We start from the raw sequence: 18,976 nt of genomic DNA, 5'->3' as shown, positions 1-18,976 counted from the left end.
CCCCTGCCTGACCGTTTTGTCTATCGACAGCGCGCCATGGAATCAGCTTAGCTTTGCCTAAGTTTCGGTCGCGGCTGCGTCGGCGTGCCGACCCGAGCGGGCGGTGGCGGACGCCACCGGCCGTGCCACCCCGGTGGATCGAAGGGATGACGTAGAGCGACATGGGCACGATCGCAGTGGAACGCCCCGTGCCCCGGGGCGTGACGGAGGCCCGTCGGCGGCGGGTCGTGGGGTCGGTCACCCTGGTGCTGGTCCTCCTGGCCGTCATGGTGGTGTCGTTGGCCGTCGGCGCGCGGGCGCTGACCCCCGCCGAGGTGTGGCGCGGGTTATCGGCCGCGCCGGACCCCGATCAGCGGCTCACCGAGATACGGCTCATCGTGCGGACCGTACGGGTGCCGCGCACCGTGCTCGCGCTCGTGGCGGGGGTGGCCCTGGGGGTCGGTGGCGCGCTGATCCAGGGGTACACGCGCAATCCGATCGCCGACACGGGCCTGCTGGGCGTGAACTCCGGCGCCTCGTTCGCCGTGGTGCTGGTGATCGCCCTGTTCGGGTGGGCCGACCCGTTCCAGTACGTCTGGTTCGCCTTCCTGGGCGCCGCGGTCGCCGGTGTCGTCGTCTTCGGACTGGCGAGCATCGGCCGGGGGGCCGGCAACCCGCTGACCCTCGCCCTGGCCGGACAAGGGGTCACGGTGTTCCTCGCCGCGATGACCACCGCGGTCGCCCTGTCCGACAAGGCCTCGTTGAACGCCCTGCGGTTCTGGAACGCGGGCTCCGTGGCCGGTGTCGGGTTCGACATCATCGGGCCGGTGATCGCGTTCATCGCCGTCGGGCTGGTGCTCGCGCTGATCACGCTGCCCGCGCTCAACCTGCTCAACCTCGGCGACGACGTCGCGCGGGGGCTGGGGGTGAACGTCGTACTGAGCCGGACCATCGGTATCGCCGCCATCACCCTGCTCGCGGGAGCGGCCACGGCGGCGTGCGGCCCCATCGCCTTCCTCGGCCTGATGGTGGCCCACCTGGCCCGGTACCTGACCGGGCCCGACTACCGCTGGCTGGTGCCGTACGCGGGCCTGCTCGGCGCCATCGTCCTGCTGGTCTGCGACATCGCGGGGCGGTTGCTGGTGCGGCCGGGGGAACTGGACGCGGGGGTCGTCGTGGCCCTCCTCGGGGCTCCGTTCTTCGCGGCCCTGGTGTGGCGCGGAAAGTTCAAGAGCGCATGACCGGGACCGAGGTGAAGGCATCGGTGACGCCGGGCGTGCGGCTCGGCCCCGTCTCGTTCGTCTGGCGGCCCTGGGTCGTGTGCGTCACGCTGCTGCTGGCGGCGGCGACCTTCCTCGTGTTCTGCGTGTCCATCGGCGTCGGGGACTTCCCCATCGACCTGTCCCGCGTGATCGCCACGATCGCGGGCGGGGGCGAGCAGGTCGACCGGTTCGTGATCATGGACCTGCGGATGCCGCGGGCCCTCGCCGGTCTCGTGGTGGGCGTCGCGCTGGGGGTCTCGGGGGCGATCACCCAGTCGATCGCGCGCAATCCGCTGGCCAGTCCGGACATCCTGGGGATCACCGGGGGCGCGGGCGCGGTCGCGGTCTTCCTGGTGACGGTGTCGGGCGGGACCGCCGCCGCGGTCGTCAACTCCGTGGGTCTGTCCGGGGCGGCGCTCGCCGGCGGGCTCGGCACGGGTCTCCTCGTCTACTTCCTGGCCTGGCGTCGAGGGATCGACGGCTTCCGGCTCATCCTCATCGGCATCTCGGTGAGCGCCGTGATGGAGGCGATCACGACCTGGCTGTTGGTCACGGCCGACATCCGGGACGTCGCCCGGGCCCAGGCCTGGCTGGTCGGCTCGCTCGACAACCGGTCGTGGGACGACGTGGGCGTGGCGCTGTGGTGCACCCTGGCCCTGATGGCCGTCGTGACGGTGGTCGCCTTCCAGTTCAAGCCGCTGCACCTCGGCGACGACGTGGCCGCGGGGCTCGGCGTCCGGTACACGAGGGTCCGTGCGGTGCTGCTGCTGTGCGCGGTGCTGCTGGCCGGCGTGGCCGTGAGTGCGGCCGGCCCGGTGCCGTTCGTCGCGCTGGTGGCGCCCCAGGTGGCGATGCGGCTGGCGAAGTGCCCGACACCGCCGATGGCTGCCTCGGGGATGGTCGGGGCCCTGCTGCTGATCGGCGCGGACCTGGTGGCCCGTACGGCACTGCCGATCACCCTCCCGGTGGGGGTGGTGACCGCCGTGATCGGCGGCCCCTTCCTCATCCATCTGCTGGTGCGGGCCAACCTGCGCTAGCCGAGGGCTCGATACCTCTTCGGGCTCTTCAGACATGCCTACCCCAGGGGGAGTTGTGGCCGCATCGCAGATCGCCGGAATCGAGTCCGACGAGGCCGAGGCCGAGGCCGTACGGCTGGCGGCCCGAGGGGTCACGGTCGGCTACGGCGGCCGCGTCGTCATCGACGATCTCCACGTGTCGATCCCGCCCCGGGTGATCACCACGATCATCGGATCCAACGGCTGTGGGAAGTCCACCCTGTTGCGGACCCTCTCCCGGCTGCTCAAACCGACCAGCGGATCGGTCGTGCTCGACGGAGAGGACATCGGCCGGCTCAGGACCCGGGACGTGGCCAAGAAGCTCGGCCTGCTGCCGCAGGCTCCGGTGGCGCCGGAGGGGCTCACGGTGTCCGACCTCGTCGCCAGGGGACGCCATCCGCACCAGAGCTGGCTGCGGCAGTGGTCCTCCGACGACGCGGAGGTCGTGGCGCGGGCCCTGGCGATGACGGGGGTCTCCGACCTGGCCGACCGCCCGGTCGACGCGCTGTCCGGCGGACAACGGCAGCGGGTCTGGATCTCGATGACGCTGGCTCAGGGCACCGACCTGCTCCTGCTGGACGAGCCGACCACGTATCTCGACCTGGCGCACGCGATCGACGTGCTCGACCTCGTGGACGACCTCCACGAGTCGGGATGCACCGTGGTCCTGGTGCTGCACGACCTCAATCTGGCCACGCGCTACAGCGACAACCTCATCGTGATGAAGGCCGGTTCGATCCTCGCGCAGGGTCACCCCCGTGACGTGATCACCGCCGAGCTGTTGTACGAGGCGTTCGGGCTGCGCGCCAAGGTGATCGACGATCCGGTCGGGGATCGGCCGCTCATCGTGCCCATCGGACGCGCGCACGTGCACACCCCCTAGATCAAACAAAGTTACGGCGCAAGTAAGGCTAGGCTAGCCTCACTTAGGCGCGGTAGGGTTTGGCTGCCCTCGGGCGGAACTGCAATGGACGGCACGAAAGCAAGGGATTTCGGATGCTTTTCCATCGATCGACACGTATGAAGCCCTGGCAGCGGTTGGCGGCCGGAGTCTCCGTCGCGACCCTCGGTGTCGGCCTCCTGGCCGGATGCGGTTCCGATTCGGCGGACCAGGCTGACAAGAAGAGCGACGGTGCCCCGACCGCCGGGGGCGCCTTCCCGGTCACCGTGGAGCACGCCTTCGGGTCGACCGAGGTGAAGAAGGCACCCAAGCGGGTCGTCTCGGTCGGCTACACCGACGACCAGGCCATCCTGGCGTTCGGCATCAAGCCGGTCGGCATGGTCGACCAGTACCCGAACCCGCCGGGCACCTCCCCCGACATCAACACCCAGTGGCCGTGGGTGAAGGAGAAGTGGGGCGACACCCGTCCCGAGGTCATCATGAACAACGGTGACGCAGGCCCGAACTACGAGAAGATCGCGGCCCTCCGGCCGGACCTGATCATCGCGGTGTACTCCGAGATCGACCAGGCCGGCTACGAGAAGCTCTCCAAGATCGCCCCCACCGTGGGCCGCACCAAGGCGGAGAAGGAGCCGTTCAGCGCCCCCTGGCAGGACAACGCCGTCCACATCGGCAAGGCCCTCGGCCAGGAGGCCAAGGGCACCGAACTGGTGAAGGGCATCCAGGACAAGCTCGACACGGCCAAGAAGGCGCACCCCGAGTTCGCGAACCAGACCGCCGTCCCGCTGTCCTGGTACAAGGATTCGGTGGCCCCGTTCACCACCACCGACGTGCGCGGCCGACTGGTGACGGGCATCGGCTACAAGGGTCAGACCGAGATCGACAAGATCGCCGACGGAAAGTTCTACACCACGCTCTCCCCGGAGCGCATGGACCTCGTCGACGTCGACCGCATCTTCGTCATCGCCGACAAGGCGGACCAGGAAGCCCTCAAGAAGTTCCAGCTGTTCACCAACCTGAACGCGGTCAAGAACGGCAAGGTCTCCTACCTCCTCGACAGCGAGGGCCCGGCCGTCGGCGCGGCCATGTCCCAGGGCACCCTGCTCTCCCTGCCGTACGCGATCGACGAACTCGTCAAGTCGGTCGGTCAGGTGTGAGCATCACCGCCACGCGCGTCGCCCCGTCGACCCTGCGCACGACGAGTGGACGCGAGGCCACCCGCTGGGTCGTGGCGCACTGCCGCGAGGTGCCGTGGCTGACCTTCGCCACCGTGTTCACCACGGTGGCGGGGGCAGCCCTCCAAGTACTCCCGCTCCTCCTGCTCGGCCGGGTCGTCGACGGGGTGGTCGCGGGCGGACCGCGCTCGATCCTGGTCACCACCGGGGTGGTGATGGTGGCCGCCGCGCTGCTCGGCGCGGCGGCCACCGCCCTGTCGACCTACCTCATCGGGCGGCTCGGCGCGGACCTGCTCGCCCGGCTGCGCGAAGGCGCGGTCCGAGCGGTGCTCGGGATGCCGAGCGCCCGGATCGAGCAGGTCGGCCGGGGAGACGTCCTCTCCCGGGTCGGCGACGACGTGGCCGTGCTCTCCAAGGGCATCCGGACGGCCGTCCCCACCGTCTTCTCGGCGGGCGTGCTGGTCGTCATCGCCACGCTCGGCATGTTCGGCCTGGACTGGCGGCTCGGACTGGCCGGGGCCTGCGCGCTGCCCGCGTACGGCCTGGCCCTGCGCTGGTACCTGCCCCGATCCGCCCCGCTCTACCAGAAGCAGCGGGCGGCCCAGGCCGACCGAGCCCAGGCCCTGATCAGCGGACTGAACGGGATCGACACGGTCCGGGCCTACCGCCTCGAAGGGGCCGTCCGCGAGAAGGTCACCCAGGAGTCCTGGCGGGTACGCGACCTCGGCATCGAGGTGTTCCGGCTCTTCGGCCGGTTCGTCGGCCGGGAGAACCGCGCCGAGTTCATCGGGCTCACCCTGATCATCGTGGTCGGGTACGCCCTGCTGGAGGCCGACGCCGCCACCCTCGGCGAGGTATCGGCGGCCCCGCTGCTCTTCCACCGCCTCTTCACGCCCCTCGGCTCCATCATGTTCACCTTCGACGAGGCGCAGAAGTCGGGAGCGAGCCTGACCCGCCTGGTCGGCGTGCTGGAGGAGGAGGCGGAGGACCGGCTGGTGGGCGCCCTCACCGTGGCGGGCACGGCGGACGCTCCGCGGCCCGTGGCGGTCGAGGTGTCGGGGCTGACGTACCGCTACCCCGACTCCGAGGAACCGGTCGTCCGCGACGTCGACCTCAGCATCCCGGCCGGCACCTCGCTCGCCCTGGTCGGGGCGACGGGGGCGGGCAAGTCCACCCTGGCCGCGCTGATCGCGGGCATCGGCACCCCGCAGAGCGGATCGGTGCGCATAGGGTCCACCGACCTCGCCGGCCTCGACGAGGCCGGGGCGCGCGCCCTGGTCAGCATCCTGACCCAGGAGACGCACGTCTTCTCCGGTCCGCTCGCCGAGGACCTGCGCCTGGCCGCGCCGGAGGCGACCGAAGCCCAACTGCTGGACGCCCTGCGCACGGTCGGCGCCGACAACTGGGTCGACGCGCTGCCCGACGGGCTGGACACGCTCGTCGGCGAAGGCGGTGAACGCCTCGACGTCACCAAGGTCGCCCACGTCGCCCTGGCCCGACTGGTGCTGGGCCGCACCCCCGTGGTCGTGCTCGACGAATCCACGGCGGAGGCGGGCAGCGAGGGCGCGGCCGAGCTCGAACGGGCCGTGCTCGCCGCGTGCGCGGGCCGGACCACGCTGTTCGTGGCACACCGACTCACCCAGGCGATGGCGGCCGACCGGATCGCCGTACTGGACGCGGGTCGCGTCGTCGAACAGGGGACGCACGAGGAACTGGTGGCCCTGGGCGGCCGCTACGCACGACTGTGGCGGGCCTGGCGCGAAGGCAGCTAGGCAGCCCTTGTTTCGGTTGGGTCAACATATCGATCTGGAAAGGGCGTTGAGCCTCCGATGACGGAATCGACCGCTCGTCTCGTGCTGCTTTCTCCCACCCGCCTGGCCGATGTGCGCCGGCGGGCCGGCGACTACGGTGACACGACCATCGCCCGGGCATGCGCCATCGGACTGGCCTACTGGGCGACGGGCCGCAGTCCCGAAGGCCTGGAACTCAGCCCGAGCACCCTGTTCGCCGACGTCCTCGGCTGGGCGGACAACGGCGGCGCGGGAACGACCGGCTGGGAGGTCGGCCCGCACGGCCCGGACGGCCGCAGCATCATCCTCCCGGAAGGTGTCGTACGGGCCGACGCGCAGCTCGCCCTGGACGACCTGGCCGACTTCCCGGACCGGGCCCTGTCCACCATCGGCCCGTCCGGTGTCGCGGAGCGACTCGCGACCCTGGCCCGGTGGAACGACACCGGGGCGGACCGGATCCGCCCGACCGTCGTCGAGATGTTCCGCGAGCAGGCACGCCTACGACCGGACGCCGTCGCCGTCGTCGACGAACACCGCTCCCTGACCTACCGCCAGGCGGCCGAGCTCTCCGCCCAGCTGGCCCACCACCTGATCGAACGCGGCATCACGGCCGAACAGGTCGTCGCCATCTCCCTGGACCGCTCCGCCGCCATGGTGATCGGCCTGCTCGGCGTGCTCCAGGCGGGCGCCGCGTTCGTCCCGCTCGACCCGCGGTGGCCCGCCGCCCGCCGCTCCGTCGTCATCGCCGACGCAGGCGTCGTCCTCCAGCTCAACGACTCGGGCGAACACGCCCCGGACGAACCGGAAGCCGTCCCGGTCGACCTCGGCGACTGGCGGTTCGGCACCTACCCCGGCACCGGGACCGGGGTCACCGCCCCCGGCGACGCCCTCGCCTATGTGATCTTCACATCCGGCTCGACCGGCCGGCCCAAGGGCGCGATGATCCGCCACGAGGCCATCAGCGAGCGCCTGCTGTGGCAGGTCGACGAGATCCTGGGATTCGGCCGCGACGACGCCTCGCTGTTCAAGGCGCCGTTGTCCTTCGACATCTCCATCAACGAGATCTTCCTGCCGCTGGTGTGCGGCGGCCGGCTGGTGGTCCTGCGGCCCGGCGGCGAGCGCGACCCGCACCACCTGCTGAGCGTGATCGCCGAGCAGCGCGTCACCTTCACCTACCTCGTGTCGTCCATGCTGGACGTACTGCTGGAGATCGCCGGCGACTCCGGACGGCTCGACAGCCTGCGCCACGTGTGGTGCGGCGGCGAGGTGCTGACCCCGGAGCTGTACGAGCGCTTCCGCACCCGGCTCGACATACCCATGTACCACGGCTACGGCCCGGCCGAGACGACGATCGGCGTCTCGCACGTGATCTACCGGGGCGCCGCGGAACGCCTGTCGACCTCGATCGGCAAGCCCAACCCCAACACCCAGCTGTACGTGCTGGACGACGAGCTGCGCCCGGTCCCGATCGGGGTCGGCGGCGAGCTGTACGTGGGCGGCTTCCTGCTGGGGCGCGGATACGTGGGCGCCCCCGGCCTGACGGCCTCCCGGTTCGTCGCCAACCCCTTCGCCACCGACGGATCCCGGCTGTACCGCACCGGCGACCTCGCCCGCTTCGCCCCCGACGGATCCCTGGACTTCCTCGGCCGCGCCGACAACCAGATCAAGATCCGCGGCATGCGGCTGGAGATCGAGGACGTCGAGGTCGGCCTCGCCGAGCACCCCGCGGTACGCCACACCTGCGTCGTCGCGAAGAAGAACACGGCCGGCGGCACCTACCTCGTCGGCTACGTCATCCCCGCCACCGGGAACGAGGACCTGCGCGCCGACGAGGTCAAGGAATGGGCCACCGGCCACATGGTGGAGTACATGGTGCCCGCCCACATCGTCGTGATGAAGGAGTTCCCGCTCACCGCGAACGGCAAGCTCGACCGGGGCGCCCTGCCGGAGCCCGCCACCGGCGCCGGCGCCCTCGCCCCGCCGGTCACCGAGAACGAGCGCCTGGTGTGCGCGGCGGTCGCGACGGTGCTGCGGCGCGAAGCGGTCGGCGTCGACCAGGACTTCTTCCAGCTCGGCGGCGACAGCATCCTGGCGATCTCCCTGCTCGGCGCCCTGCGCGAAGCGGGCCTCCACGTCACCGCCCGCCAGATCTTCACCCACAGCGTCGTGGGCGCGCTGGCGGCCGTCGCGGACCGCGAGGCCGCCGCCGTGGACCACGGCGACGTCGCCACCGGTACGGTCGTGGGCTCGCCCGTCGTGCAGTGGCTCGGCGAGACCACGGACGCCATCGACGGCTTCGTGCAGTCGGTGGTGCTGAACACCCCGGCGAACCTGACCGCCGAAGCGCTCGACGCCGTCCTCACCGCCGTGGTCGCCCGGCACGACATGCTGCGCGCCAAGCTGATCCGCGGCGAACGCTGGAGCTTCGAGATCCCGGAGGCCGACCGCGCGGCGGCGGGATGGCAGGAGAGCGACCGACCGCTCGACGCGTGCGTCGCGCTCGCCACCGACGGGCTGGACCCGGAGAACGGCGTGATGCTGCGCGCCGTCTGGCGCCGTGCCGCGCGCCAACTGGTCCTCGTCGCCCACCACGTGGTGATCGACGGCGTGTCCTGGCGGATCTTGATGGAGGACCTCGCCACCGCGTGGCGGTGGCACGTCTCGGGCGCGCCGATCGACCTGCCCCCGGTCGGCACGTCGTTCCGGCGCTGGACACAGTTGCTGGAACGCGCGGGGTTCGACGGCGACCTCGCCTACTTCCGGCGCGCCCTGCCGGGGCAGGACGCCCCGCTGGGCCGGCGCGCGCCGGCCCCCACCGACACCGTCGCCCGGGAACGCATGACGACCCTTTCGGTCGACCCCGAGATCACGGCCGCGCTGCTGGGCGAGGTGCCCGCGAGGTTCCACGCCGGGGTCAACGACGTGCTGCTGACCGCCCTCGCCGTCACCCTCGCCCGGTGGCGCCGCGGCCTCGGCCAGGACCAGACGTTCGCCCACATCGAACTGGAGGGCCACGGCCGCGAAGGACGCCATGTGGCGGACTCCGCCGGCTTCGAGCCGGAACTCTCCCGGACCGTCGGCTGGTTCACCACCCTCTTCCCGGTGACCGTCGACCCCGGCGCGGCCACCGACCTCACCGCGCCCACGTACCTGATCACCGCGCTCAAGGCGGTCAAGGAGGACCTCGCCCGGGTACCGAGCAACGGCCTGTCCTACGGCGCCCTGCGCTACCTGGCCGGCGCCGCCTTCGACACGCCCGCGCCCCAGGTGCTGTTCAACTACCTGGGCCGGTTCGATGCCGGATCCGCCAACGACTGGGAACTCGCCCACACCACAGGGCAGTTGGGTGAGAAGCGCGACCCCGGGATGCGGCTGCCGCGCGCCCTGGAGTTCAACGCGATCGCCGAACCCGCGTCGGCCGGCGGTGCGTACGCACTGGTCACCACCCTCTCCTGGCCCGACGGGCTCTTCACCGACCAGGACATCGAGACGATCGGCCGGTACTTCCGAGAGGCCCTGGCAGGGCTCGCCGCACTGGCCACCCTCGACCTGGCCGCCCTCGGCCTCGGCGGCCACTCGCCCGTCGACTTCGCCGTACCCGCGCTCACCCAGGCCGACGTCGACGAGCTGGACGGGCCCACGCTGCGGGACATCCTGCCGCTGACCCCGCTCCAGGAGGGCCTCTACTTCCACTCGGTCTTCGACGACGACTCCACCGGCAGCTACGTCGAGCAGCAACTGCTGACCCTGGAGGGGGAGGTGGACGCCGACCGGCTGGCGGCGGCCGCCACCCGCCTGCTCACGCTCTTCCCCAACCTCGCCGCCCGGTTCACGGCCCTCGCCGACGGCCGCGTGGTCTCCGTACTGGAGGCCGAGGCCCAGGCCCCGTTCACCACCCTGGACCGCCCCGGCAGCACCGACGAGGAGATCCGCGAGCTCGCCGAGCGCGACCGGCGCGCCGGGTTCGACCTGGCGAGCGGCCCGCTGATGCGGTACACACTGATCCGCACCGGCGCCGGCCGCGGCGTCCTGGTGCAGACCGTGCACCACATCATCGCCGACGGCTGGTCGGTGCCGCCGATGCTCCGCGCGCTGCTGACCGAGTACCACGCGCCCGGTTCCGTGCACGTGATCGGCGGCTTCGGCGACTACGTACGCCGGCTCGTCGAACGCGACGAGAACGAGAGCGACCGGGTGTGGAGCGAACAGCTCGCCGGACTGCCCGGCCCCTCGCTGGTCGCCGAGGGCCACACTCCGTCCGACCGCTTCGCCGACACCGTCACCTCGCCCGAGGGCGACATCGACGAGGCCGCCCGGTCCGCCGGCGTCCCGCTCAGCGTGGCCGTGCACAGCGCCTGGGCGGCGACGCTCGGCGGGCTCCTGCAGGACAAGGACGTCGTCTTCGGCTCCACGGTGTCCGGGCGCGACGCGGACGTGCCCGGCATCGAGGACATGGTGGGTCTGTTCATCAACACGATCCCCGTACGCGCGCGGTGGGACGCCACCACCACGGCACGTGACCTGCTCGCCTCGGTACGGGACCACCAGAGCGCGGTGCTGGCGCACCAGCACGTCTCGCTCGCCCGCATCAGTCGCCTGCGCGGCGCCGGCCCGCTCTTCGACACCCTGGTGGTCTTCGACGTGGCGACCGACGTCGCCGCCCTGCGCGGGCCCGAGGACACCCTCGTCATCGGCGACATCGTGAACGAGGGCGCGCCGCACTACCCGTTGACCCTCGTGGTGGAGCGCTCCCTCGACGGCCGGCCACGCTTCAACCTGATCCACGACGGCGCGCTGGTGCGGGAGTCGACCGCCCGGACGATCCTGCGGACCTTCACCCGCACCCTCACCGGCCTGCTCACCCGGCCCGACGACCTCGTCGACGACCTGGCGGCCACCGGCACCCGGGCCCCCGCACGCATCACCCCGACGACGCTGGGCGGGCTGTTCGACGCCGCCGCGCACCGCGATCCCGCCGCCACCGCCGTGACCCAGTGCGCCCTCGACGGCGGCACCCGGTCACTGACCTACGGCGAACTGGCCGACGCGAAGGACGAGCTGGCCGCGGTCCTGCGCGCCGCCGGCGTCCGACCGGGCGAACGGGTCGCCGTAGCCGTCCCGCGCTCCCTCGAACAGGTCGTCGCCCTCGTCGCCGTGGTCACCGCGGGCGGTGCCTACGTACCGCTGGACCTCGCCTACCCGGACGCACGGCTGGAGTACGTCCTCGCCGACGCGACCCCGCAGGTGGTCCTCGTGGACCGGGAGCACCGGGACCGCTTCACGCGGCTGCTGGCGCGGGCGGGCGTACCCGCCAGGGTCCTCGTACAGGGGGAGCAGCCACCGCCGGACGACGCCCGGAACGCCCGGGTCACCCCTGATCCCGCCGACGTGCCCGTGCCCGACCCGCACGATCCGGCGTACGTCATCTACACGTCCGGGTCGACCGGCCGGCCCAAGGGCGTCGTCGTCCCGCACGCCGCCGTGGTGACCCTGCTCGCGAACACCCGGCCCGACATGGACTTCGGCCCGCACGACGTGTGGGTCCAGTTCCACTCGTACTCCTTCGACTTCGCGGTGTGGGAACTGTGGGGCGCGCTGGCCCACGGCGCCGAACTGCTCGTGCCGGACTACGGACTCACCCGCTCACCCGTGGACTTCCACCGCCTGGTGCGCGAGCGCCGGGTGACCGTCCTCAACCAGACCCCGTCGGCCTTCTACCGGTTCATCGAGGCCGATCGGCACGCCGACGAGCCCGCCACCGCCCTGCGCCGGATCATCTTCGGGGGCGAGGCCCTGGACCTCGGACGGCTGCGCGGCTGGGTCGAGCGGCACGGGACGGCCTCGCCCGAGCTGGTCAACATGTACGGCATCACCGAGACCACCGTGCACGTCACCCACCGGGTCCTGACCGACGAGGACTTCCGCGCCGGCGACGACGCCAGCCCCATCGGGGGCCCGATCCCCGGCCTCGTCACCTACCTGCTCGACGACCGGCTTCGCCCCGTCCCGCCGGGCCGGGTGGGCGCCATCTACGTCGCCGGCGACCAGCTCTCCCTCGGCTACCTGGGCCGGCCCTCCCTCACCGCGGGACGGTTCGTCGCGGACCCGTTCGCGGGCGACGGCTCACGGATGTACCACACGGGCGACCTCGCCCGGCGTACGCTCGACGGCGAACTGGAGTTCACCGGCCGCGCGGACGACCAGGTGCAGCTCAAGGGCTTCCGCATCGAGCTCGGCGAGGTGGAGTCCGCGATCCGGGAACTCGACGGTGTGGTCGACGTGGCCGTCACCGTCGCCGACAGCGCGGACCACCTGGTCGCGCACGTCGTGAGCCGGGTCCCCCTCGACGTCACCACCCTCGCCGCACTGCTGGCCCCGAAGCTCCCCGTCCACATGGTGCCCGGCCTGGTCCTGCCCGTCGACGCCCTGCCGCTGACCGTCAACGGCAAACTGGACCGCGCGGCCCTGACCGCACGGGCCACGTCGCACGCCGCGGCGCACCCCGTAGCGCACGCCGTGGCCGCGGCCGCGTCCGGCGCCGCGCTCACCGCACTGGTCGACATCTTCACCGAGACCCTGCCCGGCACCGCCGTCGACGCCGACAGCGACTTCTTCCGGGCCGGCGGCGACAGCATCCTCGCCATCACCGTCGTCAACCGGGCCAGGGCACTGGGCCTCGCCGTCGCCCCCCGGGACGTGTTCCTGCTCAGGACCCCGCGCGCGCTCGCCGAGCACCTGGCGACGAGCACCCCGCCGGCCGCCGCGCCCGCCCCGGCCGCACCCGTCGAGGACGGCCCGCTGACACCGACCCCGATCATCCTGCGCCGACGCGAACTCGGCGGATCCCTCGCCCGGTTCGCCCAGGCCCGCACCCTGGCCGCGCCCGAGGGCACCGGCCTCGCCGACGTGGAGCGCGCCGCGAACGCCGTCGTCGCCGCCCACCCGGCCCTGCGCCTGCGTCTGCGTACCGAACACGGTGTGTGGGCCCTGCGCACCGAACCCGCCCGCCCGGTCACCGTCGTACCCGGCGCCGCGCCCGACGCGACGGCCGCGGCGAACGAGGCGGCCGGACGGCTCGACCCCGAGTCCGGGGAGGTCATCGCCTTCACCTGGCTGGAGGAGTCCCGGACCCTCGTGGTCACCGTGCACCACCTCGCCGTCGACGCCGTCTCCTGGCTGATCCTGCTGGACGACCTCGCCGCCGCTCTGCGCGGGACCCCGCTCGCCCCACCCACCACCTCCTACGCCGCGTACGCGCGGGCCCTGGCCGACCGGTCCGCCCACGAGAGCGACGACCTCGGGCAGTGGATCACCACCCTCCAGGCGCCCCCGCTGCTGCCCGTGGCCGAGCGGCCGCGCGAGACCACGGTCGTCCTCGCACCCGAGGTCAGCGACCACGTGACACGGACCGCGCCCGCCGCACTCGGCCTCGGCCTCACCGAGCTGCTGTGCGGTGCGCTGCGCACCGCGCTGACCCACGTCCAGCCCTCGCCCACCGATCTCGCGATCGAGCTGGAGCGACACGGCCGCGTCCCGGCGTCGCCGCACCACGACTACACCCGTACCGTCGGCTGGTTCACCGCCATCGCTCCGGTCCGGCTCACGGCGCACACCGACCCCGTCGCCGCGGCCCACGAGGTCGCCGCCCGCCAGCCGGACGAGCGCGCGCACGTCGCGTACGGCGGCCTGCGGTACCTCAACCCGCAGACGGCCCCGCTGCTGACCGCCCGCCCGCAGGTGCTGTTCAACTACCTCGGCCGGGGCGGCGCATCACAGGCCCCGCACCTCACCGGCGTGGACGAGGGCAGCCCGTACGCCGTCGAGGTCAACGCCTGGACGGACGCGGCCACCGGAAGCCTGCACGCGGTCTTCACCCTCGCCGAGGGCGTACCCGACTCGCTCACCGAGCACTGGCGTGCCGCCCTGGAACACATCGCGGTCGCCGCCACGACCGCCGAGCGCACCGCGCCGGTCACCCCGCTCCAGCGCGGCCTGTTCTTCCAGGCGCAGCTGGCCGGTCCGGCCGGACACTACGTCGCGCAGAGCTGGTTCACCTTCGACCGGCGCCTGGACACCGAGGCGCTGGCCGAGGCCATGGCCTGGGTGATCGCCCGGCACCCGGTCGTGGGCGCCGGCTTCACCACCGACGACGACGGCACGGCCGTCCAGGTCCTGGGCGCGGGCCGGCGGGTCGGCGTCCGTACGCTCGACCTGGCGACGGACGCCGAGATCGAGGCCCTGCTCGCCCGCGACCGCGACACCGGCTTCGAACCCGGCGAGCCGCCCCTGATCCGCCTGACCGTGGTGCGGCTGCCGGGCGACCGCGACGGCCTCCTGTTGAGCTACCACCTGCTGCTGTGGGACGGCTGGTCCCGCGAGATCGTCCTGCGCGACCTGTTCGACGCCTACGAGGCCGCCGTCGCGGGCGAGTTGACGCCCGCGGTCCCGGCGACACCAGGCTTCGAGGACTACGCTCGGGCGCTCGACGCCAAGGACCCGGCCGTCTCGGAACGCTTCTGGGCCCAGCACCTGACCGGCCTGCCCGGACCGACGCTGCTCGCCGGACCCGCGCCGGCCCTGGTCGACGACCTGCCCCGGACCCTCGTGCACGCCCTCACCGCCGAGGAGTCGCAGCTGCTGCGGGACCTCGCCCGCACGCACGGCGTCACCCTCAACTCGGTACTGACCGGCGCGTTCGGCCTCCTGCTCGGCGCCCGCACGGGCCGCTCCGACGCGGTGTTCGGCGTGACCGTCTCCGGCCGCGAGGGCGAGAACCTCTCCGAGGTCGTCGGCGTGCTGCTCAACACCGTGCCCATGTGGACGCGGGCCCGGCCGGACGACACCGTCCGGGACTACCTGACGGCCGTACAGGCGGCCCGGGTCGAGGCGATGGAGCACGAGCACCTCGGGCTCGGCGAGATCCAGCGGGCAGGCGGCCACGACACCCTGTTCGACAACCTGTTCGTGCTCCAGAACTTCCTGGACATGGACGCCTTCGCCGAGATGAACGCCCGGCACGGCATCACCGCGGTACGGGCCGACGACTCCACGCACTACCCGTTCACCTGGGTCGTCACCCCCGGCGACCGGCTCACGATCAAGCTGGAGTACCGCGACCACGACACCGCGGCCGCCCGCGCGCTCCTCGACGACTACCTGCGGGTGCTCGCGGACCTGGCCCGCTCCACCGGGCCGGTGGGCGCGCTGCCGGGCGCGGGACCCGAGCCGGTGCCCGCCGCCCGCACGGAGGTCGGCACGGACACCGTCGTCGACCGGTTCGACCGGGCGGCCGACCGCGATCCGTCGCGGGTCGCGCTCGTCGCCCACGGCGCGAGCATGACCTTCGGCCTGCTCCGCGACCGCAGCCGGGACCTCGCGGGAGTACTCGCCGCACGCGGCATCGGACCCGGGACGACGGTGGCCCTCGCCGTCCCGCGCTCCCTCGACTCGATCGTGGCGCTGTTCGCCGTACTACGCGTGGGCGCCGCCTACGTGCCGTTGGAGCTCGACCATCCGGACGAACGGATCGCCGCCATCGTCGCGGACGCCCGCCCGGACGTGACCCTCACCGTGAGCGCCGTGGCCCCCCGGCTGACCGGCGACCTCATCGAACTGGACCGGCCCCTGCCCGATGCGGAACCGTTCGTGACCTTCGCACCCGACGACCCGGACCGCCTGCGCCACCCCGCGTACACGATCTACACCTCCGGCTCCACCGGCCGGCCGAAGGGTGTGGTCACCGAATACGCGGGGCTCACCAACATGCTGATCAACCACCAGCGCCGGATCTTCGAGCCGGTGCTGGCCGAGCACGACCACCGCGTGTTCCGCATCGCCCACACCGTGTCCTTCGCCTTCGACATGTCGTGGGAGGAACTGCTCTGGCTCGCCGACGGCCACGAGGTGCACATCTGCGACGAGGAACTGCGCCGCGACGCCCCGCGCCTGGTCGAGTACTGCCTGGAGCACGGGATCGACGTCATCAACGTGACCCCGACCTACGCGCAGCAACTGGTGGCCGAGGGCCTGCTCGACCACCCCGAGCGGCGGCCGGCGCTGGTGCTGCTGGGCGGCGAGGCCGTCACCCCGACCCTGTGGCAGCGGCTCGCCGAGACCGAGGGCACGGCCGGCTACAACCTGTACGGACCCACCGAGTACACCATCAACACCCTGGGCGTCGGCACCTTCGAATGCCAGGACCCGGTGGTCGGCGTGGCCATCGACAACACGGACGTGTTCGTCCTGGACCCGTGGCTGCGGCCGCTGCCGGACGGAGTCCAGGGCGAGCTGTACGTGGCGGGCATCGGGATCGCGCGCGGCTACCTCGGGCAGCCCGCCCAGACCGCGGACCGGTTCGTCGCCTGCCCGTTCGGCGCACCCGGCGACCGCATGTACCGCACCGGGGACCTGGTGGCCCGACGACCCGACGGGAACATCGCCTACCTGGGCCGCACCGACCAGCAGGTCAAGATCCGCGGCCACCGCGTCGAACTCGGCGAGGTCGAGGCCGCGTTCGCCGCACACCCGGCGGTCCGCTTCGTCGCCGCGGTCGCCCAGCCCGACCCGCAGGTCGACGGCGCCTACCGGCTGGCCGCCTACGTCGTCCTCGGCGGCCCCGGCGGCCCGGACCTGGCGGCGGTCGCCGCCGAGGTGGGCGCGGCGCTGCCGGACTTCCTCCGTCCGACGCACTACGCCCAGGTCGACCGCATCCCGCTGACGGTGAACGGAAAGGCGGACACCAAGGCCTTGCCGGAGGCCAGGCCGCTCGGCACGCTGACCACGGCGGCGGAGCGCGGACCGGAGACCGAGACCGAGACCGTGGTCTGCGAGTTCTTCGCCGAAGCACTCGACCTGGACGACGACGAGGTGAGCGCGTTGAGCGATTTCGTGTCCCTGGGAGGACACTCCATGCTGGCGGTGCGGCTGATCGGCCTCCTCCGCCGGGAGTACGGTCCTGTGATCACGGTCCGTGATCTGTTCACCCTGCGAACCCCCGAGATGATTGCCCGCCACCTCGATGAAAACTCCTGACACGCAGCGGCCCCGACCGGGGTCCGACATCCTCCGGACGGCCCTGCGCCGCAACATCGGCGCCATGACCTGGGGCACCATCCTCATGGGCCTGTACCAGGCCGGTGAGACCGCCTTCCCCATCGCGCTCGGCCTGATCGTCGAGCACACCATGCAGGACCGCGGCCCCGGTGCGCTCGCCCTGTCGATCGGCGCACTGGCCGTGATCATCACGACCGTGTCGCTGTCGTGGCGGTTCGGCATGCGCATCCTGCAGAAGGCCAACACGACCGAGGCGCACCGCTGGCGCGTGCGGGTCGCGGACTGCGGCCTGGAGCCCGTCGCGAGGGACGCGGGCCTCAAGTCCGGCGAGGTGCTGACCATCGCCACCGAGGACGCCGACCAGACGGCCGACATCATCGAGGTGGTGCCGCTGCTGATCAGCTCACTCGTCGCGGTGCTGGTCGCGGCGGTCGCGCTCGGGCTGGCCGACCTCCGGCTCGGACTGCTGGTGATCGTGGGCACCGCCCTGATCCTGTCCATCCTCAGCGTGATGTCCAGGCGGATCGGCTCCAGCACCCGCGAACAGCAGGCCCGCGTGGCCCGGGCGGGCGCGAAGGTCGCCGACCTGATCACCGGCCTGCGCCCGCTGCACGGCTTCGGCGGCAACCACGCCGCCTTCCGCTCCTACCGCAAGGTCAGCACGGAGGCCAAGCACCAGGCGATCACCGTGGCCGGCGTGAACGGCGCCTACGCCGGCACCGCGACGGCCCTCAACGCGGTGCTCGCCGTCGGCGTGACCCTGACGGCCGGCTGGTTGGCCTTCAACGGCGACATCACCGTCGGGGAACTCGTCATGGCCGTGGGGCTCGCCCAATTCATCATGGAACCGCTGAAGCTGTTCTCGGACATGCCCAAGTACGTGATGATGGCCCGCGCGTCCGCCGAGCGGATGGCACTGGTACTGGTCGCGCCCCCCGTCGCGACCCACGGCCCGGAGCGCCCGGCCCCCGGCGGGAACCTGGAGATCGACTGCGTCCGGTACGGCGCCCTGCGCGACCTGAAGTTCCAGGTCCCGGCGGGCGAGTTCGTGGCGATCGCCGTCTACCGGCCGCGTGCGGCCGCCGACCTTGCCGCGATCCTGGCCGTACAGGTCCCGCCGCACGCGTACGAGGGAGCCGTACGCGTCGGCGGGGAGGAGCTCGCCGCGCTGTCGATCGAGGCGGTCCGCGAGCACATGCTGGTGAACCCGTACGACGGGGAGATCTTCGCGGGCACCCTCCGCACCAACATCGACCCCTCGGGCACCAGCCGCACGGTCGCCGAGGCCGTCGAGGCGTCCATGCTGACCGACGTCGTCGCCCTGCACCGCGAAGGACTCGACCACGGCGTCCGCGACCGCGGCGCCAACCTCTCCGGCGGGCAGCGCCAACGGCTCTCCCTGGCCCGCGCGCTGGCCGCCGACTCCGACATCCTCGTCCTGCACGATCCGACCACGGCCGTCGACGCCGTCACCGAGCAGCTCATCGCCCGCAACATCGCGAAGCTGCGCCGCGGCCGCACCACCGTCGTGATCACCAGCAGCCCGGCCCTCCTGGACGCGGCCGACCGGGTGCTCGTCCTGGACGACGGGGTCATCACGGCGGAGGACACCCACCGCAACCTCCTCGCCGGGGACGCGGAGTACTGCCTGGCGGTGGCCCGTTGACCTGTTGACCCGCCGGCCCGTCGATCCGTTGAGCCGCCGGCCCGTCGACCCGCCGGCCCGTCGACCCGCCGGCCCGTCGACTCGTTGAGCCGCCCG

At 72.4% G+C, this 18,976-nt stretch carries 7 protein-coding genes; all 7 read left to right on the top strand.

Annotation, left to right across the window (positions count from 1 at the left end; translation table 11 throughout):
- Positions 1 to 161 precede the first annotated feature (161 nt).
- Positions 162 to 1,220 carry a FecCD family ABC transporter permease gene (locus ACGFYY_RS07760; protein WP_393707590.1) on the top strand — a complete coding sequence of 353 codons (1,059 nt, stop codon included), beginning with the start codon at positions 162 to 164 and terminating at the stop codon, positions 1,218 to 1,220.
- Positions 1,217 to 2,278: a FecCD family ABC transporter permease gene (locus ACGFYY_RS07755; protein WP_393707589.1), complete on the top strand. Its 1,062-nt coding sequence runs from the start codon at positions 1,217 to 1,219 to the stop codon at positions 2,276 to 2,278. The genes ACGFYY_RS07760 and ACGFYY_RS07755 overlap by 4 nt, the downstream gene beginning before the upstream one ends.
- 34 nt (positions 2,279 to 2,312) lie before the next feature.
- The gene (locus ACGFYY_RS07750; protein ID WP_393707588.1) at positions 2,313 to 3,179 is read left to right on the top strand and encodes an ABC transporter ATP-binding protein; all 867 of its coding nucleotides are present in this window, start codon (positions 2,313 to 2,315) and stop codon (positions 3,177 to 3,179) included.
- 113 nt (positions 3,180 to 3,292) lie between these two features.
- Positions 3,293 to 4,354: an iron-siderophore ABC transporter substrate-binding protein gene (locus ACGFYY_RS07745; protein WP_393707587.1), complete on the top strand. Its 1,062-nt coding sequence runs from the start codon at positions 3,293 to 3,295 to the stop codon at positions 4,352 to 4,354.
- The gene (locus ACGFYY_RS07740; RefSeq protein WP_393707586.1) at positions 4,351 to 6,144 is read left to right on the top strand and encodes an ABC transporter ATP-binding protein; all 1,794 of its coding nucleotides are present in this window, start codon (positions 4,351 to 4,353) and stop codon (positions 6,142 to 6,144) included. The genes ACGFYY_RS07745 and ACGFYY_RS07740 overlap by 4 nt, the downstream gene beginning before the upstream one ends.
- Before the next feature lie 57 nt (positions 6,145 to 6,201).
- Positions 6,202 to 17,193, top strand: a complete 10,992-nt coding sequence (locus ACGFYY_RS07735; RefSeq protein WP_393707585.1) for an amino acid adenylation domain-containing protein — start codon at positions 6,202 to 6,204, stop codon at positions 17,191 to 17,193.
- Positions 17,180 to 18,880 (top strand): ABC transporter ATP-binding protein, encoded by a 1,701-nt coding sequence (locus ACGFYY_RS07730; protein WP_393707584.1) that lies wholly within the window; start codon positions 17,180 to 17,182, stop codon positions 18,878 to 18,880. The genes ACGFYY_RS07735 and ACGFYY_RS07730 overlap by 14 nt, the downstream gene beginning before the upstream one ends.
- Positions 18,881 to 18,976 lie beyond the last annotated feature (96 nt).

Origin of the sequence: Streptomyces sp. NPDC048331 (genome assembly GCF_043201215.1) — a bacterium.
In the GTDB taxonomy this organism is placed as follows: Bacteria; Actinomycetota; Actinomycetes; order Streptomycetales; family Streptomycetaceae; genus Streptomyces.
This window is presented reverse-complemented; position numbering and strand designations above follow the sequence as displayed.